A 20,224-nucleotide genomic window follows, 5' to 3' on the forward strand; every position below is an offset into this window, starting at 1 on the left:
TACAGGCGTAAAAGAAAACCCTCCGCCAGAAACCTGACGGAGGGCCTTCCTGAAAGAACAATCGCTAAAGAGCGTATCAGGCGCGCTCTGCGATGATCTCATCCTGCACGTTGCGCGGCACAGGCTCGTAATGGTGGAACTGCATGGTGAAGGATGCACGACCCTTCGTGGCAGAACGCAGATGGGAAATGTAACCAAACATTTCCTTCAGCGGCACCTGAGAGCGGATCAGAACGGTGGAGCCGGATGTCTCCTGGTTCTGAATGATACCACGGCGGCGGTTCAGGTCACCCACCACGTCACCAACGTGATCGTTCGGTGTGGTGATCTCCACATCCATGATCGGCTCCAGAATGACCGGACCGGCCTTCTTCATACCTTCACGGAAGCAGGCCTTGGCAGCAATTTCGAAGGCCAGAGCGGAGGAGTCAACGTCGTGGTACTTACCGTCTTCCAGAGTGAACTTGAAGCCCACCGTATCGAAGCCAGCCAGCACGCCCGTCGTGGACTGCATACGCACGCCCTTTTCGACAGCCGGGATATATTCCTTCGGCACGGCACCACCAACGATCTTGTTCTCGAACAGGATCTCCTCGGCACCCTTCTCTGTCAGCGGCTCGAAGGTGATCTTCACCTCAGCGAACTGACCGGAACCACCGGACTGCTTCTTGTGGGTGTAGGTCTCGGTGTGGGACTGAGTGATCGTCTCACGATAAGCAACCTGCGGAGCACCGATGTTTGCATCAACGCCATACTCACGGCGCAGACGGTCCACGATGATGTCCAGATGCAGCTCACCCATACCGGAAAGAATGGTCTGACCCGTTTCCTGATCTGTCCGCAGGTGCAGGGACGGATCTTCAGCTGTCAGCTTCTGGAGAGCCAGAGTCATCTTCTCGACAGCATCCTTGGTCTTCGGCTCGACAGAGATGTCAATCACCGGAACCGGGAACTGCATACGCTCCAGAACAACCGGATCAGCAGCATCGGCCAGCGTATCACCTGTCACGGTGTCTTTCAGACCAACGAAGGCAGCAATGTCACCAGCACCGACAGACTTCACTTCCTGACGCTTGTCAGCGTGCATCTGGAACATGCGGCCAACGCGTTCCTTCGTGCCCTTGGTGGTGTTCAGCACGGTATCACCCGTGTTCAGCACGCCACGATAGACACGGACGAAGGTCAGTGTACCGTACTTGTCGGAGATAATCTTAAAGGCCAGACCAGCAAACTTGCCTTCCGGGTCAACCGGGATGATCGGCAGGAAGCTCTCATCAACTTCCTTGTCTTCCGGCGGAGCAATGCGGATGCCCTCAACCTCATCCGGAGCCGGGAGGTAGTCGATCACGGCATCCAGCAGCGGCTGCACACCCTTGTTCTTAAAGGCCGTACCGCACAGCACAGGGCGGAACTCACCGGAGATCGTACCCTTCTTGATGCAGCGCTTCAGGGTGGCAACATCCACTTCACCCTTGTCGAAGTACTCCTCCATAGCGTTGGTATCAACGCTCAGAGCCGTGTCGAGCAGGTTCTGACGTGCTTCTTCAGCACGCTCCTTCATGTCAGCCGGAATTTCCTCATAGTGGAACTTAGCGCCCAGCTCACCGCCTTCCCAGACGATGGCACGCATTTCCACCAGGTCAACAACGCCAACCATGTTTTCTTCAGTACCGATCGGCAGCTGAAGCGGAATGGCCACGATGTCCAGCTTCTCCTTCAGGGTGCTGAAGGCGTAATCGAAGTCGGCACCGGTACGGTCCAGCTTGTTGATGAAGATGATGCGGGGCACGTTGTAGCGGTCAGCCAGACGCCAGTTGGTCTCGGACTGCGGCTGCACACCGGCCACACCTTCGATCACGAAGATGGCGCCATCGAGCACACGGAGAGAACGGTTCACTTCGATGTTGAAGTCGATGTGACCAGGTGTATCGATGATGTTGATGCGATGACCTTCCCACTCACAGGTCACAGCAGCAGAGGTGATGGTGATGCCACGCTCACGCTCCTGCTCCATATAGTCGGTTGTGGTGTTCCCGTCATGCACTTCACCGATACGGTGGGACATACCAGTGTAGTAGAGCATACGCTCTGTTGTTGTCGTCTTACCGGCGTCAATATGCGCGGTAATACCGATGTTGCGAATCTTTGAGAGAGCGGACTTCGCGCCCTGGACGCTGTCGTCGGTCACGGGAAACCTCCAAAATGCAAGGAAAGGTGCCCCGGCTGTACCAAGGCACCCTCATCAGACCCTGTTATGAATACTGGAAAACAGCCCTCTCCGGCAGAGCCAGCCCGGAGCAGCCGCTCATCCCTCAAGGGGATGAGCTTCCAGAGCCCTGATCAGGCAGCTGGCTGGGCAGCCTTACGCTCCTGAACGCGCAGGATACGGCGCTTGATGACCAGAGCTTCCGGTGTCAGCTTCCGGTTCGGCGTACCCAGCAGGAAGGAATCAAGCCCGCCATTGTGCTCAACCGTACGGATACCCTTGGCAGAAAGGCGCATACGCACCGGAGCTTCCAGAATATCGGAAAGGAGTGTGGCTTCCTGCAGGTTCGGCAGGAAACGGCGACGGGACTTGTTGTTGGCGTGGCTGACGTTATTGCCCGTCAGTACCCCTTTGCCCGTGACATGGCAACGGCGAGACATAGAACTTCCTCGATACTGTGATACGCAGAGCCGCATAAGCAGCCCGGCATGTTCCGTAAATAAGGCGGGCTTATGACTTACTGACGCTGATACGTCAAGTCTTTCCTGCCTTTCATACCGACAGAAGCAGCCCGCTACCCCTCTACATCCGAATGCGTTTCCGCGAAACCCCCTCTTGCCTGCAATCTCCACATTCCTGCGTAAATACCCGCTTTTTCCAGAAGTTCATGGTGCGTTCCCTCCTCCACGACCTGCCCGGCCTCCATTACAAGAATATGGTCCGCATGTTGAATAGTGGAAAGCCGATGAGCGATCGCAAGGGTCGTTCTGCCAGATGATAAAGTCATCAGCGCCTTCTGGATGTCCGCTTCCGTTCTGGTATCAAGGGCGCTACTGGCCTCATCCAAAACCAGCAGGCGGGGATTACGCAGGATCACACGGGCAATTGCCATCCGCTGCCTCTCCCCGCCTGAAAGACGCACACCCCGCTCCCCGACCAGCGTTTCCAGCCCATCCGGCAGGCGATCCAGAAAGCTCCCCAACTGGGCGAGCTCTGCCGCATGACGGATTTCTTCAGAACTAGCCCCTGTCCGTCCGTAAGCGATATTTTCGGCAATCGTGGCATTGAACAGCGATGTCTCCTGCGCCACCACGCCAATCTGTGCCCGAAGGTCTTCAAGAGACAAAGACGGCAAAGGAACACCCGCCATCAGAACATTGCCGTCCAAAGGGTCATAAAGGCGGCTCACAAGCTTTGCGAGAGTGGACTTACCCGAACCACTGCGCCCCACGACAGCCAGCATCCTACCTGCCTCCAGCCGAAAATTAACATCCTTCAGGATCAGCCTCTCTGGCGTGTAGCCGAAAGAAACATGCTTCATTTCCAGCATCACATCGCCTTCCTGAACCTCCGGCAGGGGTACAGGTGTGGCGGGAGACTGTATTTCCGGTTTCAGTGCCAGAAGCTCAAGATAAGCTTCCATATCGACCCGGGCATTCCGCCATCCAGCACCAACGTAATTCAGTGCCCCAACAGAGGCATAAACACTCCGCAGATAGGTGCCCATCAACACGAACTGGGCAACACCGAGTCTATGCGCTGCAATATCGGCGATCGCCATCCCCAGTAAAGAAGCTGTTGCCAGCGCAATCAAACAATTCCGTACGGCCTGAGAACTTCCAATCAGCCATTGTAAATGCATTTCTGCCGTACCCAGCTCCTGCCACGCACGCTCCTGCCGTCTGCATTCATGGCTTTCATTACCGAAAGCACGGACAATATCAGCATTGAGAAGGCTATCCACCAAATGCCGATGGACATTACCATTAGCCTTATTACGAGCCCGCCGTGCCTGCATGCGCCAGCGTGTGAACAGGTAGGAAATCCCCCCATAAAGCACCATCGTCCCACAGAGCAGACCAAGATAGAGCCCATCAAACACACGCAGTACAACAAGAAAGGTCAGCCCTAACCCCAGCAGGTTCGGCAGAACATTGGAGAACACCATATCTACGATCGTACTGGCCGCATCGGCGCCACGGTCGATGATGCGGGTCAGTGCCCCCGTCTGTCGTCCCTGATGGAACCGAGCACTGAGGCGATGAATATGTTCCAACCCCAGAAGGCTGATCCGCTCCCGCAGCGACACCCGCACCGGCACCATGAGCAAACTGCGGACCGGGCCAGCAATACCCCCCAGAACACGCAGGACCGTATATTGCGCCAGCAAAGCCATAATTGCCGCCATGATGACCTCATGACTGGAAACATGCCCCACCATGCCACTGAACAACCATGGCGTTGCAACGGTAGCCAAACTCTCCAGCAGCAACAGCGCACAAGAAAGCCAGAAACGTATCGCCCATCCCCGTAGAGAGGGGGGACGGACCAACCGCCAGAATGCCCGTAGAGACAGACGCCTCACTTTTGTTGCTGCCATAAAAACCTGATAGAGAGTCCTGTGATGCTGCATCTGGCAGCCGCCAATGAAGCAGGTTCTTACACTGTCCGGCCCTGTCTGCCATCAGCCAACAGAGTCCTTTCCCTTACTCCCCGCCCGATAACCGTCTGAGAGAGATCATGCTGTCCCCTGCCGCATCCCCTTTCCTCCGCCACATAGAACGCTGCAACAATGTCACTCTCCCGGCGGGGCGACTGCCCCTGCTCCATAGGAACGACAGGATCGGCCTGATCGACCCAGCCTGTCTGGACTGGCTGACCAACCCCGCCATGGCCGGTCTGGTGAATGTCACGAATGAGGCCATCATTCTGCCAGAAGGTCAGAATCTCAGGGAGATCAGCAGCCTCCTTGTTCAGCAGGGGCATTGTGTTCCTTTTCGTGAATGGTTTGATGTCCGCTCTCCTGAAGGAGACATCATCGGGCAGATTGACCGTGCCCTGATCCCCATCTTCGGCGTAGAAGCATCTGGCGTGCACATGAACGGCCTTGTGAAGAAAGAGAGCGGTCTGCACCTGTGGGTTGCCCGCCGCAGCCCCCATAAACGGCTTGACCCCGGTAAGCTGGACCATCTCGTGGCGGGCGGCATGAGCAGCGGCCTTACCCCAGACGAAACCCTCGCCAAAGAAGCGGAAGAAGAAGCCGCCATTCCGGCCACGCTCATCCAGCAGGCCCACCATGCCAGCACGCTCCATTACGCCATGACCCGCCCGGAAGGACTCCGCCGGGACCGGCTATACTGCTATGACCTTGTGCTGCCAGACAGTTTTGTTCCTCGTGCCAATGATGGCGAGGTGGAGTCTTTCCGCCTTACACCTATTGATGAGGTTTTCGAACGTGTTCGGGATAGTGATGATTTCAAATTTAACGTTAATCTTGTCCTGACAGACCTTTTCCTTCGCCTTGGGATGTTCGATAAGCAGGATGCTCTGGTTCTGGCAGACATTTTACATGCAAAAGGCTGAGAAAAAGCCGTTGCCTGACTGTCCCACCGGATTGGGGCCTCTATTTTTATTCTGGCTGGATGACTGAGATACCACGCAACATGACTGACACCACGCACAGGGAGCCACAGCTCAAACTGCCTCCCCCTTCCAAAACCTTGCAGAAGCGTGCCCGTGGCTTTCTGGCCCTGTTCTTCGTGCTGGCTGCGCTCTGGACACTCAGAAGCATGCTTCCGGCCCTGCTCTGGGGTGGCATCTTCGCCATCGCGCTCTGGCCTCTCTACAAACGGTCAGAAAAGAGCCTTGGCCGGTCCATCCTGCTGCCAATCCTCTTTACAGGGGTGCTTGCACTCATCTTTCTCGTGCCTGTCTCCTTCATCAGTATTAAAACGGCCGATGAAATCCGGGGGGCCCTACTCTGGATCGACCGTATCCGCCATGAAGGGATTCCAACACCGACATGGCTGGACCGCCTACCCGTGGCTGCTGGACAGACCAAGGCGCTATGGTCGCAGTATCTTGGCAATCCTGATGCTCTGAATGAGCTGTTCCACTCCATGAATGTGGGTCATGGCGTTGCTGTGGGGAAACAGTTCGGCTCCGAGGTGCTGCATAGAGGCATCTTGTTCGGCTTCTCCATGCTGACCCTGTTCTTCCTGCTCAAGGATGGCGATATTATCATCCGGAAATGCTCGATCGCCTCACAGCGGCTCTTTGGCCCGCAAGGGGAAAGTCTGGCACGGCAGATCATTTCCTCCATCCATGGCACGGTGTCCGGCCTCGTACTGGTCGGACTTGGTGAAGGGGCCATCATGGGCATCTGCTACATCGTAGCCGGTGCGCCTCAGCCTCTGATCTTCGGACTGGCCACCGCTATTGCAGCAATGGTCCCCCTATTGGGCTGGATTGCCGTCTCAGGCGTTTGCCTGCTTATCGCCTTCAAGGGGACTGTCGTCACCGCTGCCATCGTATGGCTGATTGGTGCCGTTGTGCTCTTTGTCGCTGATCACTTCATCCGTCCTGTCCTGATTGGTGGCAGCACGAAGGTACCGTTCCTCTGGGTCCTGCTTGGTATTCTCGGTGGTGCGGAAACATGGCAGTTGATGGGGCTGTTCATCGGGCCGGCCATCATGGCAGCGCTTCATCTGCTCTGGACACTCTGGACCAGCAGCAAAGGCTCCGGACCGAGCATCATACGCCATAAAAAGAGGTGAGAACCGCAGGAGATGGTCGGGCAGGCGGGATTCGAACCCACGACCCCCAGTCCCCCAGACTGATGCGCTACCAGACTGCGCTACTGCCCGTCGTCCTGCGGTGAGGAAGCTCTAGCAGCCCCGGACCATTCCTGCAATGGACCGGGGCCTTTTTTTTAATGTTTTTTCAGTCAGTAATAATTTTTTTCATCTGGGATAGCTCACCAAGAAGCGCATGAAGCACATCATCAAGCTGTTTCTTTCGCTTCATCTGAAGGCGATGCTGCTCATCCTGAGCCTCCAGCGTATTCCGCAGGGCTGTCCCTTCTTCCTCAAGAAGGCCGATCCGTTCAAGCGCCTGTGCATGACGCTTCCTTTCATCCACGAACCCGACCTGCTCCTGCTTCATTGTGCCATTTTCGGCTTCCAGAGCCTGTACCTTGCCAGAAAGCAGGTCACGCTCCTTCTGCACTGCCTCCCCTTCCTTGAGAGAGCGCTTCAAACGCACATTCTCATCCTCAAGAGACTGCATAATCAGCACAGACTGTTCCAGCTTACGTACAATCTCCTGCCGTTCCGTACCGGCAGTTTCCAGCTTGTCCTCCAACTCCTGACGGCGTGTCTCAGTTGCATCATGTTGCGACACGAGCTCTTTCTGTTTCTTCTCCTGCTCGGCAACTGTCGCCTGAAGCGTTGCCAATGTTTCCTGACGAGATTCAGCTTCTTTCTGCCATTTCTGAACCTCTGCCGTCAGGTGCTCCACCGTTTCTTCAAGAGTCTTATGCTGTTCTGTCTGCTCACGGTTACGGGCCTCATTCAGCTCACGCTGTTTCTGAGCGTCCTCACGCAGTTCCTTATTGGCCACTTCCAGATCATGACACCGCTTCGCTTCCGCCTGGGCAGCCTCCAGCTCTTTGCGTAGCGGCTGCATCTGAGCGTTTTCACTCTCAAGAGTCGCTACTTTTTTCCGTAGAGCTTCAAGCTGGACCTTCTGAGCTTCAATAACCTGATGCTGTTCCTTTGTTTCAGCCATCAGCTTTTTTACAGTTCCCTGAAGCTCGTGATAACGCTCCTCCTGCTCCCGGCTCCGCTCCACTTCGGCTTCACGCAATTTGCGCCCGGTTTCACGCAGTTCCTTGTTTTCGGCCTCCAGAGCACGGCATCGTCCAGCCTCTGCCTGTACGACTTCCAGCTCCTCCCGAAGCGCCTGAATCTGCCCATGTTCAGCCTGCATAGTGGCCAACTTTGCCCGCAGAACCTCAAGCTGCGCCTGCCGCTCTTTGCGAAGCTCAGCTTCACGATGCTGGTCTTTCAATTCGGCAGACAAGCGTTCAATCGTCTTCTGCAAAGCCTGATCGTGCTCGGCCTGCTGACGCTGCCGTACAGCCTCTGCTTCACGCTGCTTCTGAGCAGCCTCACGCAGCTCCCGGTTTGTGGCCTCCAGAGCACGACACCGCCCGGCTTCCGCCTGAGCAGCCTCCAGCTCCTTACGCAGGGCCGCAACCTGCTGTTCCTGCTGGGAAGACGCTGCTTGACGCTGTTCTTCCAACTCGGCCGTCAGGCGCTCAACAGTTTTCTGCAATGCCTGATTATGCTCGGCTTGCTGGCGCTCTCGAGCAGCCTCGGCTTCACGCTGCTTCTGCGCAGCCTCACGCAGCTCCCGGTTCGTGGCCTCCAGAGCACGGCACTGTTCAGCTTCCAACTGGACAGTCTCAAGCTCCTGACGCAGGGACTGAATCTGCCCGTGCTCGGCCTGCATAGTGGCCAGCTTTGCCCGCAATGCCTCAAGTTGAGCCTGCTTTTCCTGCTGAGAAGCAGCTTCCTGACGCTGTTCTTTCAGCTCAGCCGTAAGATGCTCAATAGAGTCCTGAAGGGTAAGATTCTGCTCCTCCAGCTCCTGCACATAGGCGGCCTGCCCTTCTTTTGGAGCAGAAGCTGAACGTGCAGCCTCCAAAGCTTCCTTGAGGGACGCATTTTCATCTTCCAGAGTCTTGAGGGACACAGCGATGCGCCCGAACTCCTCCAGACGTTCATTGAGGCGTGCATTATCCTGCTGAAGCTTTGCCAGAGCTTCAGACGAAACAGCCCCCTCCGTCCCAGACGGAGCCGCCGCAGGTGCGTCTCTGGCTATGCTCTGCTCTGGCTGAGCTGCGGGTGTTCCCTCCGCTGCGATGAGTCCCTCACGCCTGAGCAAAGGAACGATCTCATGGCTTTTGGCCCCCTCCTGATACAGCAGTCGGGCGATGTTCCGCACGATAGCAACGGCCTGCTCATCGTAATAGCTCTGCCCATCCTCACGCTGCTCCGTCCTGAAAACGGGATAAAGACTCTCCCACGACCGCAGACGGTACAAAGGAAGCCCCAGCTCCTCGGCGACACTGACTGCCGGACGCATGCCGCCCTGATGAAGCTGACGTGATTCTTCTGATGTCATGAGCGGGCACCCTGCGTCCGTAATTTACCATTGACATTTTCCCGCAAGAGGCGGGATGGACGGAAAAATGGCACACGCCGGGCTGAAATGACGGCCTCCTGCCCTGTCAGCGGGTTTCGTCCCAGCCGGGTTGCCTTGTCCCGTACAGCAAATGTCCCAAACCCACTGATCTTCAGAGACTCGCCCTGCTCAAGAGTCTGGACAAACAGCTCAAACATCTCTTCCAGAAACAGGATAGCCTGTTGCCGGGAAAAGCCATGCTCCTCCTGAAGGAGCTCTACCAAATCAGCGCGTGCAATCGTCTCCATAATAACAAGACGTATCACGAGCCATCTGATTAGCACACTGAAAAAAACAAAAACTCTGAGCAATAACGGAAGGGAAGCCTCTAAAAGCCTTTCCGCCACCTTTTACATACGGATGAGAGCTGAACCCCATGTGAGTCCGCCGCCCAGAGCTTCCATAAGGACAAGCTCGCCCTTTTTAATCCGCCCATCCCGAACAGCTTCATCCAGCGCCAGCGGAATAGATGCTGCGGAGGTATTGGCATGACGATCCACCGTCACCACAACCCGGTCGGACGGCAGGGACAGTTTCTTGGCCATACCGTCAATGATACGCAGATTCGCCTGATGCGGCACCATCCACTGAATGTCCGTGCCCTGCAATCCGTTCGCTTCCAACGCTTCATCAACAGCAGCAGCCAGATTAACCACAGCATGACGGAACACTTCCCGCCCATGCATTTTCAGTGCCACCTTACCGGAAGCACAACCGACAGCCCCATCCACATAAAGCAGATCACCAAGACGGCCATCGGCATGAAGATGCGTAGAAAGGATGCCTTCCCCAGCCTTAGCGCCACCTTCCAACAGAACAGCCCCGGCACCATCCCCAAACAGAACACAAGTAGAACGGTCTTCCCAGTCCAAAAGACGGGAAAACACCTCAACACCAACCACAAGGATACGCCCGGCCTGACCAGAACGGATCATCGAATCAGCAACAGTCAGCGCATAAACAAAACCGGAACAGGCAGCGCTGACGTCAAAACCAAAGCCCCGCTTCATGCCCAGTGCTGCCTGTACACGCACGGCAACGGACGGGAAAACCTGATCTGGCGTTGACGTCGCTACAATGACAGCATCGACCTCGTCAGCCGTTCTACCTGAATAATCCAGAGCACGCTGTGCTGCCGCATGAGCAAGGGATACGGCCGTCTCGTCACCAGACACGATATGACGCTGGCAGATGCCGGTACGGCTCCGAATCCAGTCATCAGATGTATCGAGGTTGAACTCGGCAGCAAGCTCATCATTGCTGAAAGCACGCTTCGGGAGAGCTCCGCCAACACCCGTCAGGCGGGTCCCTCCTACGCTGTGCTGAACTGCTTGATCCTGCGCCATGAGCGACCTTACTCCTGCTCTTTGCTTTCTACGGGCTGCCCCAGCATCCCCAACTGCTCCAGCCGATGGCGAATCTTGTCATTCAGATTATTTTCCACGGCATCAATGGCCACATCCACCGCCGAGGCGAACCCTTCAGCATCAGCGCCACCATGGGACTTCACGACAATACCATTCAGTCCGACAAAAAGCGCACCATTGTAACGGCTGGGATCAATCCATTCTCTCATACGCCGCAAACCGGGACGAACCAGAAGATAACCAAGCTTCGTCAGCCAGTTGGTTCTGAAGACATGGCCCAGCAGCCCGAATGCCAGTTTCAGAGCCCCTTCACCTGTCTTCAGGGCAACATTGCCGGTAAAACCATCCGTAACCACAACATCCGTCACACCGGCAGTGATGTCGTGCCCTTCCACAAAACCGTGGAAACGGTCAGCCAGAACACTATCCCGTAGCCGTTCGGCAGCCTGCTTCAGTCGCTCATCGCCTTTCAGCTCCTCAGAGCCAACATTAAGCAGACCGATGCTCGGTGCCTTGAGGGACAGCGCTGCCTGAGCAAAAGCCTCCCCCATAATGGCAAACTCGACCAGATTACGGGCATCACAAACGATATTGGCACCGAGGTCCAACATAACCACATCGCCACGAGCCGAAGGCTGCACAGCGGCCATAGCCGGGCGTGAAATACCCGGAAGGGCTTTGACGATGATTTTGGCCAGCGCCAGCATGGCACCACTATTGCCAGCAGAGACGACACCGCGTGCCTCACCAGAGGCAACGGCCTCCATAGCGACACGCATGGACGAGCCACGCAGGCGCAAGGCGGCTGTAGGCTTCATTTCCATAGGGATGCTTTCCGGCGCATGGCGCACGGTACAGATAGCTGCCAGCTTGGGATGGGTCCTGAGTGCGGCATTCAGGACCGTTTCATCACCAATGAGAAGAACCCGGATATCGGGGTGACGGATAGCCGTCATCTCCAACCCGGCGAGAACGATCTCAGGGGCTTTATCTCCCCCCATGGCATCAACGGCTAGGGTAAAAGGAACCGAAGACTGTGCAGCCTGTCTGCTGCCCTCACCCTCAGCTCTAACGCCAGACGCCTCCGTCATGAGTGCAGCTCCCTGAAGATTCCCTGTTTTCCTGCCTATGCAGGCTTCACGCACATAGTGCCCCGGACTGAGGAATAGCCCGGGGCGTCATCCATTCGCAGGATGAAAAAATCAGGCGCGGACGGCTGTCTTCAGCGCGCGGCCCTCAGCACTGACAACCTCACGGCCATCATAATGCCCGCAATGGCTGCACACATGGTGCGGACGCTTCATCTCACCGCAATTAGCGCATTCTGCATGAGCCTCGATGCGAAGCGCATGGTGGCTGCGGCGCATGCCACGACGGGACGGTGTAGTCTTTCTCTTAGGAACGGCCATGGGTATCTGCCTCTCACTGGGTTGTGTATCCGGCTTCTGCTACCGCACAGCGCGGCCTCAAGCCAGAGAAATCTCATAATTCTCACCACCGCCATAAGCCACGGTGCTCAGGCGTGGGGCTCTAGCAGAGAGATCGCCTCTCTGCAAGCCATCAATGCCATCACGGCATCATTCATTGCAGTAGAACTTACCAGTACTGCATGAAAATTACCACTCCCCTACTGCTTTTCCTTCAGCTTTTTCAGTGCTTCAAAAGGATTTTTCCGCCCTTCGCCGGGATGGGCCTCCAACTCGTCATCAGAGGGTGTGACCTCCACAAATCGCTCCAGCCCTGCCCCTTCACGCCGCGGATAAGGATCAAGGCAGAGAGCCAGCTGCTCGGCCGCAGCTTCGCCCAGATCAATCATCCGCCCATCATAAGGGACATCATCTGTATCTTCCTGAAGAAGCGCTTCAATATCCAGATCTTCATCATCCGGCATGTCGGCTTCCGGCACGAAACGAAGGCTAAACTGTTCGTCCACCACTTCTTTTACCGGCTCTCCTGTAATGATGCAGGCTTGCTCTGCTTCTGCCTGAATATGCCCCTCTGCCAGCACGATACTATCCGCCCCTCGCCGAAGCTGAAACACACAAACCAATTTTGCCAGAGACAGAAGCCCGAAACGCTCCTGCAATGCAGCTCGCTCCTCAGCGCTGGCCTCAACCACGTCTTTCAGCGGGCGACCTATTTTTGCCAAAGGAACACGGCGGGAGAACTCAGGGGCAATACGCTCTCCCTGACCAGCCCCGACAGGTTCGTTTTTGTCTTTAGATGACATCATGACCTCATGAAGATGGAATAATATAGCTCTGAAACTGCCTCTTTCAGAAAGGGACATGTCTGGGAAGTCAAGGTAAAACTATACTGTTCCACCCCCTGCATCATGAACGGCATTTCATGAAAAAGATTGACATGCAGCCCTTTTCTGGGGCACCGGGAGAGCACGTACGGCTTGCCCGCCATATCATCAGGACAGTTTGCCCTTCATGACCAGCCTTTCTACCGCCTCCACTCCAGATCAGGGTTCCCGTTTCTCACGCATGGCCCGTTACATGGCAACGCACCGCCGCTGCTGGGCGGGTGTTCTGGCAGGCGGGCTGCTCATGCTCAGCGGCTGTGAAGCCATCAGCCCGCCCCCTATTCCCCGTGGGGCTCTTATTGAGAAGATGGATTACGACCAGCTGGTCCTGAACTCCAGCACCCAGAATGATGCGCTGAGCATACTGGGTTCGCCGACCGCCCATGCGACCTTCAATGACAATACATGGATTTACATCTCCATGACGAAGGACCTCGTCCCTCTCGCCCACCCGGTCGTGGATAAACAACAGGTTCTGGTGCTGAACTTTGATAATGCTGGCGTGCTTCGCAAAATGAACGTGCTGAACAAGCGTGACGCTATTCCCGTCAATATGGCCAGCGGCGTAACACCAACACCGGGTACCCATATTTCCGTCATTCAGGAACTGCTGGGCAATGTGGGTCATTACAACCCGATGAGCAGCATGGGCAGCACATTCGGCGGTATGGGTGGTGGCATGGGCGGCGGCCCAATGAGCGGTCAGGGAACCGGCAATGGTGGTGTTGGCAACTCCATGCCCTGACGGCCTCTCCTGATAAACAGCGAACCAGAAAGAAGGGGAGCGCCTTTACGGGCACTTCCCTTTTTTCATGCTAAGGCTCCAGCCGTCAGTTCAGTCCCGCCCATCCCAATCCGGATGATCCACGGCCCGCAGAACACGGCGGAAACCATCCACGGCATTTCCATCAACCCGCCTATATGCCTGCGTCAAAACGGTGCGGATGGCTGAAAAGAGCTCCGCTTCCAGCTGTCTGCCCTCCTCTGTCAGATAGACAGGTCGCCGCCGCCTGTCCGCCTCATCCTCACGCTGTTCGACCAGCCTTTTTTCTTTCAACTCACCCAGCGCACGCCCAAGCGACTGTTTGGTGATTCCCAGACGCCTGCATAGTTCACTCGGCAGAAGCCCTTCGTGACTCCCCGCAAGAAACAGGATGCGGTGATGCGCCGGCCCCAACCCATAACGGCCCAGCCCCTTCTCGCAGGCCAGAGAGAGATATCGCCAGACAACCAGAAGCCCTTCGAAGGACTGTCTGATGGAATCTTCCCGCAAATACAGGTGCGCATCGACTACGGCACATGGTCCATTCTGCATCACAGTCTCCCCTCCTGTTGCTTTCCTGATTAAGGCTGTCCCCTCACAGCATACGCCTCTCCCTCATGAGGTGCCATCAGACATGACAGATAATCCACAGATAAAAAGGCTGTTCACTCTTTCAGCCTGTCAGAAACTATTGTCTCATGTTTTGGATTATGATAGGCCACTTCACACTGTAATCGGATCCGCGTCCTTCAAAATGGGTGATGCTACAGACACCGCTCGGGAAGGATCAGAACCCCAAAGGAGATGACGACACCGTGCAGGTTCTCGTTCGTGATAATAATGTTGACCAGGCGCTGAAAGCCCTCAAGAAGAAAATGCAGCGCGAAGGCGTCTTCCGTGAGATGAAGCTTCGCCGCCATTTTGAAAAGCCCTCTGAGCGTCGTGCCCGCGAGGTGGCTGAGGCCGTGCGCCGCGCCCGCAAGATGGAGCGCAAGCGTCTGGAGCGCGAAGGCTTCTAATCGCAGCCTTTCGTACTTTACGAATGAGAAAGCCATCCATTAGGGTGGCTTTTTTCATATCTACCCAGCGTGTTTCACCATATCCACCAGCCGCTCAGATCATGCCGCACCTCAAGGCGGTAGGTCCGCACGGGATGCGCCCCATCATGGCGCCATGATGACATCACCCCTGCCGGAACAGGCCCATAATGAGCATCCTCAACATACAGGACCGTCTTCACTGCCGGGTGCTGTAGTCCCTGTATGTAGCTCCATCGTTCATCCCGTCCCAGAATCATGACACCCTCCGGCTTCTGAAAAGCGAGAGCCGAAGCAAGGGCATAATCATCGGTTACCAATGCTGACGCCCCTGCCTCATGAGCTTTCAATACCAGCTCATGCGCCAGATCACTCCAGCCAGCGCTTAACCGTGCAATAGGGTTCAGATGAGCAGGCAGCGGCACAATGCCTGTCAGACATTGTGCATAGACCAGCAAAGTACAGGCCCCGCCTGTCAGAACAGCCCCTTTCAGACGTCCTCCATAGCCAGCCCCTGTCAGGATCAATAGCGGGTATAATACCCAGACCCAGTTGGCCTGCACACGGTCCCCTGTCACATGCCACAGAAATACCAGCATGGCCGGTACTGAAAGCCAGAGAAAAACGCCATTTTCCCGTCGGGATCGCCACAGCCCCACACAGCAGAGCACGGCAACCCATGGTGTCAGCATGGCGAGCTGCCCCGCCAGCAGTTCTCCCAGAAACTGACCTGCCCGTCCCGGATGCCATTGTGTCGCCCGTCCCCCCTGTTTCAGAAACCCAGCCCAGCCATGACGGCCATTCCAGACAAGAGTGGGAATCAGCGCCAGAAAGGCACAACCTCCCCCTATCCATGGGCCCGGTGCTTTCCAGAATTTCCGCTGACTGAACAGAACAAAACCCGCCAGCCCCACAGCCCAGAGTATGGCAGTATATTTCGAATCCAGTGCCAGCCCCAATCCAGTACCAGCCAGCCCCCACCAGCCCCAGACTTCACGGGACCACGGCCCACCCAGCCCTCTGTCCCTAATGGCATGAGACAGAGCCCACATCGTCAGGCTGAGGAAAACGAACAGGGGCACGTCCGGCGTAGCAGGAATAAGCCCTATCCCGGCCATTAGAGTGGCATTCAGCAGCAGAATGGCCCGCAATCCGGCATTGCCCCGCTGGGGAAAAAACTGTTTTGCCGCCAAAAATAAAAAGAGAGTGGCCAGCCCAAACCCGACCAGACCACCAAAGCGCACACCAAAGGCCGTATCACCCCACAGAAACGTCCCCAGACGGATAAGAAACGCCACCATGAAAGGATGGTCCAGATACCCACCCTGTATATGCCGGGACCAGAGCCAGTAATAGGCTTCATCCGGTACAAGAGGCACTTGTGCTGCCACGACCAACCGTAACAGACACAGAAGGGCCAGCCCTCCCCAAAGTAACAGACGTTTATGCGAGGGCACCATCAAACGCTTCCCCTCTTACAGGGGAACGCCAGCCCTCTCGCAGCTCGTTCTGATGACCTGAAATGTCTGAACCCGCACAACATGATTCACTTCGATCAGGTCCCGCGTCAGACGATTCTGATGCTCGACATCACGGGCCATGAGATGCAGGAGAAAATCCTCCCCGCCCCGGATCATATGGCATTCCCGTGTTTCCGGCCATTCTGCCACGTGGGCCTCAAACTCCTCCAGTACCTTGCCCTTCTGGCTGTCCAGCCCCACCAGAACGTAAAAACTGATGGACCAGCCCAGCATCGCCGGGGCCAGTATGGCATGATATCCCTGAATGAGCCCCATCTCCTCCAGCCGCCTCACACGGCGTAGGCACGGCGGTGCGGAAATCCCAACCCTGCGAGCCAGCTCCACATTCGTGACCCGACCATCCTGCTGAAGTTCGGAGAGAATGCTGCGGTCAATATCATCAAGGTCTGCAATGCTCATACGGTTTCCAGCAACTCTACGTGATGGCCCTTAACGGCCCCAGAAGAAACAGATTCACCCGGAACGGGGCGTTATCCCCGCCTATATAGCTTTATCTTTCTTATGTGGAAACTCTTTACACCCATGAGCGAAAGATTGTTGCGTCCACTATAGGAATCTAATCATTTTTATCGACATCTTTCATACAGGATATCTGTTACCCTGCATCCCGTCCCGCACCTAGTATCACCCCACCCCTCGAAACCACCCTTCTTCCGCCCCTATATTCGGAACAGATTTCTTGATTACGGAGTTCTCAATGGCAGAAACACATCATACCGATATGCTGATTGTTGGTGCTGGCCCGGCAGGCTATACCGCCGCCATCTATGCAGCCCGAGCAGGCATGCAGCCGCTTCTCGTCACAGGGATGCAGCCGGGTGGGCAGCTCACCATCACCGATGAAATTGAAAACTTTCCCGGCTTTGCCAAACCTGTTCAGGGCCCTTGGCTCATGGAACAGATGCGTGAACAGGCCGAACATGTCGGCACACGGCTGATCTATGACCTCATCACCGAGGCCTCCCTGAAACAGGGCCCCGATGCCGAAGGCTATTTTCATCTCACTGGAGATTCCGGCGACCAGTTCCGTGCCCGTACGGTTGTCATTGCTACGGGTGCTCAGGCCCGCTGGCTCGGTCTGGACTCTGAACAGAAATATCAGGGTGCTGGTGTGTCCGCCTGCGCCACATGTGACGGTTTCTTCTACCGTGGCAAAGAAGTCGCCGTCATTGGTGGCGGTAACACAGCCGTGGAAGAAGCTCTCTACCTGACGCACCACGCATCCACCGTTCATCTGGTTCACCGCCGTGATAGCCTGAGAGCCGAACGTATCCTTCAGAAACGCCTTCAGGATAACCCGAAGATCAAGGTTCACTGGAACAGGGCTGTCCGGGAAGTCATCGGCGAAGGGACGCCTGCTGTGGTCACCGCTCTTGAGCTAACCGATACGCAGGACCCGACCAAGACGGAACGGCTGGCTGTTGATGGTGTCTTCGTGGCCATCGGGCACAGCCCCAGCACCGGCCCCTTCCGCCACGAAGTGGACTGCGATGCCGAAGGCTACATCATAACCAAACCGGGAACGGCCACGACATCCATCCCCGGAGTCTTTGCAGCGGGTGATATTCAGGATAAAACCTACCGTCAGGCCGTGACTGCCGCTGGCACGGGCTGCATGGCAGCTCTGGAAGCCGAACGTTACCTTGCCGAACGGAATTACGCAGACTGATCTTTCAGACAGATGGTACGAGTCATTTTCCGGTTTACCGTATCGGAAAATGACCGGACCATATCAATACATCCCCGGACAAGAAAATAGGAAAAGGCCTTTTTTGTTCACATTGTCTTTTTCTGAATTCGTAACCAGAAGATAACGTATTCCGGTACCATTCTACTCTTGACCGATCGTTGCTTTTCGGGAATTTTTTACGGATTAGATGTACGGTAAGGTTACAGTGTAGGGTGTTATGAGCAGAGCGGGCCATGATTATTGCGAAGGGGCATACGGGAATCAAAAAATGGACTGGGATAAACTCCGTATCTTTCACACCGTGGCCGAAGCTGGCTCCTTTACCCATGCTGGGGACCGGCTCAATCTAAGCCAGTCTGCCGTGTCACGACAGATATCCGCCCTTGAAGATGTACTGGGCGTTCCCCTGTTTCACCGTCATGCCCGTGGCCTTATCCTGACAGAACAGGGCGAAGTACTCCATCGCACCGCACGGGAAGTATTCTCCAAGCTCGCTCTGACGCAGGCCTTCCTGAGTGAGAACCGGGAAAAAGCAGCCGGCAAGATCAAGGTCACCACGACATCAGGCTTTGGGCTTTCGTGGCTGACACCACGCCTACACCGCTTTGTGGAACGCCACCCCCATGTAGAGGTCACGCTTCTTCTGGAAGATTCCGATCTCGACCTGAGCATGAGAGAGGCTGACGTTGCCATCCGCCTGCATCCCCCTACCCAGCCTGATCTGATCCAGCGTCATCTGGCCAGCTTCCATATGCCGATCTATGCCAGCAAGGAATATCTTGAGGAACACGGCACCCCTACCACCCTTACAGACCTTGCGAACCATAATCTGATTGGTTTTGCAGGCTGGCATCTTCCCCTCCCGCATGTAAACTGGCTGATCGAACGCCTTGTGAAGGACAAAATCATCCTTCAGCCTAAGGTCCGTCTCGCCGTCAATAATATTGCCGCTGTTGGCATGGCCATTGCACAGGGCAACGGCATCGGGACGCTACCTTTCTACACGGCCTCCGCCCATCCCAACCTCGTCCGCATCCTGCCGGACGTTCATGGTCCGCTGGCAGAAGCCTTCTTCGTCTATCCAGAAGAACTGAAAAGCTCCAAGCGCATCTCCGTCTTCCGGGATTTCCTGCTGGAAGAACTCAGCAGCGCCCGCACAGGCAAGGACATCCCTTCACACAGTGCTGAGCCCTTCATTTCTTCAGGCGATTAACCCTTTCACGCAGCTCCTTCCCCGCACGGAAGAACGGAACACGTTTTGCCTCCACAGCAACAGACTGGCCCGTCCTCGGGTTTCGCCCCTGATGGGCCGTATGCTGGCGTGTTCCGAAACTGCCAATACCCCGCAGTTCTGCCCTGTTACCTGACGCCAGACCGTCAGCAATGTGCGAGAAAACACCATCAACAGCCTGACCGACTTTCTCCCGTGAGAGGCCTTCCAGACGGGACGTCAATAAAGCGACAAATTCTGAGCGTGTCATCCATACTCTCCGTCACTGGTTACTCTATGGAGAGTGACAAGGGAAAGGCTAAAGCGTCAAGAAAAAACGGCACCTCACAAAAAAAGGCCGGGAATAAACCCGGCCTTTTTTATAAGAATGTTAATGAAACATTTCACGCTTTACTATCGTTATCACGTTTGTTCTCAGCGGAAACACCAATATTACGCCCTAAACCGATTGTTCTGGCCAGTTCAGACCGGCGTGCCGCATAAGCCGGAGCCACCATGGGATAATCGGCGGGAAGCCCCCACTTTTCCCGGTACTGCTCTGGTGTCATGTCATATGTGCTCTTGAGGTGGCGCTTCAACATCTTGAGCTTTTTTCCGTCTTCCAGACAGATGATATAATCAGGGAATACCGACTTACGAACAGGAACAGCCGGCTGCTGTTTGGACTGGTCCACTGTCTCCCGGTTTTCATTCCCCTGACCAGCCAGAGCGTCATAGACCTGACGGATCAGTCCTGGCAAGCTGTCGGCAGAGACATCAGACCCGGCCAACTTGGCCACGACAATATCAGCCGTCAGCTCAAGGAGCTTCCGGCGCTCGTCATTATGGGAGGTCTGACTTTCTCTGGCCACTGTATTGTCCGTCATTGAATAACCTTCATCGCTATAAGTCTTCATGGGAGGTTTCATACAAATTTTACTATTTTTCCCTTGGACACAAAAGAGAAATATTCTCCGTTCCTCAAAAAAACATTTCGACTGCAATCACAATGATTTTTTTGTTCACTTGTAAGTGTCCCCCCTCGCATCTACAGGCAAAGAAAAGTAGGC

The 20,224-nt window shown here is 55.7% G+C and carries 21 protein-coding genes and 1 tRNA gene; 6 read left to right on the forward strand and 16 right to left on the reverse strand.

From position 1 onward, the window contains the following. Window positions 1-76: 76 nt before the first annotated feature. From fusA to NQF86_RS04095, 4 genes are all read right to left on the reverse strand, one after another. Window positions 77-2,188 carry an elongation factor G gene (fusA, locus tag NQF86_RS04080; RefSeq protein WP_266116309.1) on the reverse strand — a complete coding sequence of 704 codons (2,112 nt, stop codon included), beginning with the start codon at window positions 2,186-2,188 and terminating at the stop codon, window positions 77-79. Between the two features lie 152 nt (window positions 2,189-2,340). Beyond that, window positions 2,341-2,646, reverse strand: a complete 306-nt coding sequence (rpmB, locus tag NQF86_RS04085; RefSeq protein WP_077395677.1) for a 50S ribosomal protein L28 — start codon at window positions 2,644-2,646, stop codon at window positions 2,341-2,343. Window positions 2,647-2,780: 134 nt separating this feature from the next. Then, complete coding sequence (locus NQF86_RS04090; protein ID WP_266116465.1) at window positions 2,781-4,505, reverse strand: ATP-binding cassette domain-containing protein; 1,725 nt, start codon at window positions 4,503-4,505, stop codon at window positions 2,781-2,783. Beyond that, complete coding sequence (locus NQF86_RS04095) at window positions 4,402-4,671, reverse strand: hypothetical protein (RefSeq protein ID WP_266116477.1); 270 nt, start codon at window positions 4,669-4,671, stop codon at window positions 4,402-4,404. Before NQF86_RS04095 ends, NQF86_RS04090 begins: the two co-directional genes overlap by 104 nt. A 55-nt stretch (window positions 4,672-4,726) precedes the next feature. On the opposite strand from NQF86_RS04095, the gene NQF86_RS04100 reads away from it, so the two are divergent. After that, window positions 4,727-5,569 (forward strand): NUDIX hydrolase, encoded by an 843-nt coding sequence (locus NQF86_RS04100; protein WP_266116310.1) that lies wholly within the window; start codon window positions 4,727-4,729, stop codon window positions 5,567-5,569. A gap of 80 nt (window positions 5,570-5,649) precedes the next feature. Beyond that, entirely contained in the window at window positions 5,650-6,762 is a 1,113-nt protein-coding gene (locus tag NQF86_RS04105) for an AI-2E family transporter (RefSeq protein ID WP_266116311.1), read from the forward strand. A gap of 13 nt (window positions 6,763-6,775) precedes the next feature. Here the strand turns inward: NQF86_RS04105 and NQF86_RS04110 are convergent. From NQF86_RS04110 to NQF86_RS04140, 7 genes are all read right to left on the reverse strand, one after another. Beyond that, window positions 6,776-6,852, reverse strand: a tRNA-Pro gene (locus tag NQF86_RS04110). 76 nt (window positions 6,853-6,928) lie between these two features. Then, complete coding sequence (locus NQF86_RS04115; protein WP_266116312.1) at window positions 6,929-9,175, reverse strand: MerR family transcriptional regulator; 2,247 nt, start codon at window positions 9,173-9,175, stop codon at window positions 6,929-6,931. Further along, window positions 9,172-9,501 carry an integration host factor subunit alpha gene (locus NQF86_RS04120; RefSeq protein WP_407652853.1) on the reverse strand — a complete coding sequence of 110 codons (330 nt, stop codon included), beginning with the start codon at window positions 9,499-9,501 and terminating at the stop codon, window positions 9,172-9,174. The genes NQF86_RS04115 and NQF86_RS04120 overlap by 4 nt, the downstream gene beginning before the upstream one ends. An 84-nt stretch (window positions 9,502-9,585) precedes the next feature. Then, the gene (locus NQF86_RS04125) at window positions 9,586-10,581 is read right to left on the reverse strand and encodes a beta-ketoacyl-ACP synthase III (protein WP_266116313.1); all 996 of its coding nucleotides are present in this window, start codon (window positions 10,579-10,581) and stop codon (window positions 9,586-9,588) included. A gap of 8 nt (window positions 10,582-10,589) precedes the next feature. Then, a complete protein-coding gene (gene plsX, locus NQF86_RS04130; protein WP_266116314.1) occupies window positions 10,590-11,693 on the reverse strand; it encodes a phosphate acyltransferase PlsX in 1,104 nt (367 codons plus the stop codon). Window positions 11,694-11,804: 111 nt separating this feature from the next. Continuing rightward, entirely contained in the window at window positions 11,805-12,011 is a 207-nt protein-coding gene (gene rpmF / locus NQF86_RS04135; protein ID WP_266116315.1) for a 50S ribosomal protein L32, read from the reverse strand. Between the two features lie 218 nt (window positions 12,012-12,229). Beyond that, window positions 12,230-12,835, reverse strand: coding sequence for a DUF177 domain-containing protein (locus NQF86_RS04140; protein ID WP_266116316.1), 606 nt, complete (start codon window positions 12,833-12,835; stop codon window positions 12,230-12,232). Between the two features lie 259 nt (window positions 12,836-13,094). Between NQF86_RS04140 and NQF86_RS04145 the strand changes: the two genes are divergently transcribed. Further along, on the forward strand, window positions 13,095-13,658 hold the full coding sequence (locus NQF86_RS04145) for an outer membrane protein assembly factor BamE (protein WP_266116467.1): 564 nt from the start codon (window positions 13,095-13,097) through the stop codon (window positions 13,656-13,658). Between the two features lie 90 nt (window positions 13,659-13,748). Here NQF86_RS04145 and NQF86_RS04150 read toward each other — a convergent pair whose 3' ends face one another. Then, complete coding sequence (locus NQF86_RS04150) at window positions 13,749-14,228, reverse strand: MarR family winged helix-turn-helix transcriptional regulator (protein WP_266116317.1); 480 nt, start codon at window positions 14,226-14,228, stop codon at window positions 13,749-13,751. A 263-nt stretch (window positions 14,229-14,491) separates the two neighbouring features. Between NQF86_RS04150 and rpsU the strand changes: the two genes are divergently transcribed. After that, window positions 14,492-14,695 carry a 30S ribosomal protein S21 gene (gene rpsU, locus NQF86_RS04155; RefSeq protein WP_026294133.1) on the forward strand — a complete coding sequence of 68 codons (204 nt, stop codon included), beginning with the start codon at window positions 14,492-14,494 and terminating at the stop codon, window positions 14,693-14,695. Window positions 14,696-14,769: 74 nt separating this feature from the next. On the opposite strand, the gene NQF86_RS04160 is transcribed toward rpsU, so the two are convergent. Then, the gene (locus tag NQF86_RS04160) at window positions 14,770-16,173 is read right to left on the reverse strand and encodes a glycosyltransferase family 39 protein (RefSeq protein WP_266116318.1); all 1,404 of its coding nucleotides are present in this window, start codon (window positions 16,171-16,173) and stop codon (window positions 14,770-14,772) included. A 15-nt stretch (window positions 16,174-16,188) separates the two neighbouring features. Next, window positions 16,189-16,653, reverse strand: a complete 465-nt coding sequence (locus NQF86_RS04165; RefSeq protein ID WP_266116319.1) for an Lrp/AsnC family transcriptional regulator — start codon at window positions 16,651-16,653, stop codon at window positions 16,189-16,191. 298 nt (window positions 16,654-16,951) lie between these two features. On the opposite strand from NQF86_RS04165, the gene trxB reads away from it, so the two are divergent. After that, on the forward strand, window positions 16,952-17,923 hold the full coding sequence (gene trxB, locus NQF86_RS04170) for a thioredoxin-disulfide reductase (RefSeq protein ID WP_266116320.1): 972 nt from the start codon (window positions 16,952-16,954) through the stop codon (window positions 17,921-17,923). Between the two features lie 289 nt (window positions 17,924-18,212). After that, window positions 18,213-19,157, forward strand: coding sequence for a LysR family transcriptional regulator (locus NQF86_RS04175; RefSeq protein WP_266116321.1), 945 nt, complete (start codon window positions 18,213-18,215; stop codon window positions 19,155-19,157). Here NQF86_RS04175 and NQF86_RS04180 read toward each other — a convergent pair. Together NQF86_RS04180 and NQF86_RS04185 are read right to left on the reverse strand one after the other, a co-directional pair. After that, window positions 19,138-19,425: an HU family DNA-binding protein gene (locus NQF86_RS04180; protein WP_266116322.1), complete on the reverse strand. Its 288-nt coding sequence runs from the start codon at window positions 19,423-19,425 to the stop codon at window positions 19,138-19,140. The genes NQF86_RS04175 and NQF86_RS04180 overlap by 20 nt on opposite strands. Window positions 19,426-19,558: 133 nt before the next feature. Beyond that, window positions 19,559-20,041 (reverse strand): MucR family transcriptional regulator, encoded by a 483-nt coding sequence (locus NQF86_RS04185; protein ID WP_266116323.1) that lies wholly within the window; start codon window positions 20,039-20,041, stop codon window positions 19,559-19,561. Window positions 20,042-20,224 lie beyond the last annotated feature (183 nt).

This window comes from Bombella pluederhausensis (assembly GCF_026385525.1).
GTDB lineage: Bacteria > Pseudomonadota > Alphaproteobacteria > Acetobacterales > Acetobacteraceae > Bombella > Bombella pluederhausensis.

Coding starts and splice junctions, on each gene's coding strand:
- NQF86_RS04175 (WP_266116321.1), top strand. CDS start 18,213: ATGGACTGGGATAAACTCCGTATCTTTCACACCGTGGCCGAAGCTGGC.
- rpmF (WP_266116315.1), bottom strand. CDS start 12,011: ATGGCCGTTCCTAAGAGAAAGACTACACCGTCCCGTCGTGGCATGCGC.
- rpmB (WP_077395677.1), bottom strand. CDS start 2,646: ATGTCTCGCCGTTGCCATGTCACGGGCAAAGGGGTACTGACGGGCAAT.
- NQF86_RS04100 (WP_266116310.1), top strand. CDS start 4,727: ATGCTGTCCCCTGCCGCATCCCCTTTCCTCCGCCACATAGAACGCTGC.
- plsX (WP_266116314.1), bottom strand. CDS start 11,693: ATGACGGAGGCGTCTGGCGTTAGAGCTGAGGGTGAGGGCAGCAGACAG.
- trxB (WP_266116320.1), top strand. CDS start 16,952: ATGGCAGAAACACATCATACCGATATGCTGATTGTTGGTGCTGGCCCG.
- NQF86_RS04105 (WP_266116311.1), top strand. CDS start 5,650: ATGACTGACACCACGCACAGGGAGCCACAGCTCAAACTGCCTCCCCCT.
- NQF86_RS04095 (WP_266116477.1), bottom strand. CDS start 4,671: ATGGCAGACAGGGCCGGACAGTGTAAGAACCTGCTTCATTGGCGGCTG.
- NQF86_RS04150 (WP_266116317.1), bottom strand. CDS start 14,228: ATGCAGAATGGACCATGTGCCGTAGTCGATGCGCACCTGTATTTGCGG.
- NQF86_RS04140 (WP_266116316.1), bottom strand. CDS start 12,835: ATGATGTCATCTAAAGACAAAAACGAACCTGTCGGGGCTGGTCAGGGA.
- NQF86_RS04145 (WP_266116467.1), top strand. CDS start 13,095: ATGGCCCGTTACATGGCAACGCACCGCCGCTGCTGGGCGGGTGTTCTG.
- NQF86_RS04125 (WP_266116313.1), bottom strand. CDS start 10,581: ATGGCGCAGGATCAAGCAGTTCAGCACAGCGTAGGAGGGACCCGCCTG.
- NQF86_RS04165 (WP_266116319.1), bottom strand. CDS start 16,653: ATGAGCATTGCAGACCTTGATGATATTGACCGCAGCATTCTCTCCGAA.
- NQF86_RS04180 (WP_266116322.1), bottom strand. CDS start 19,425: ATGACACGCTCAGAATTTGTCGCTTTATTGACGTCCCGTCTGGAAGGC.
- NQF86_RS04185 (WP_266116323.1), bottom strand. CDS start 20,041: ATGACGGACAATACAGTGGCCAGAGAAAGTCAGACCTCCCATAATGAC.
- NQF86_RS04115 (WP_266116312.1), bottom strand. CDS start 9,175: ATGACATCAGAAGAATCACGTCAGCTTCATCAGGGCGGCATGCGTCCG.
- NQF86_RS04160 (WP_266116318.1), bottom strand. CDS start 16,173: ATGGTGCCCTCGCATAAACGTCTGTTACTTTGGGGAGGGCTGGCCCTT.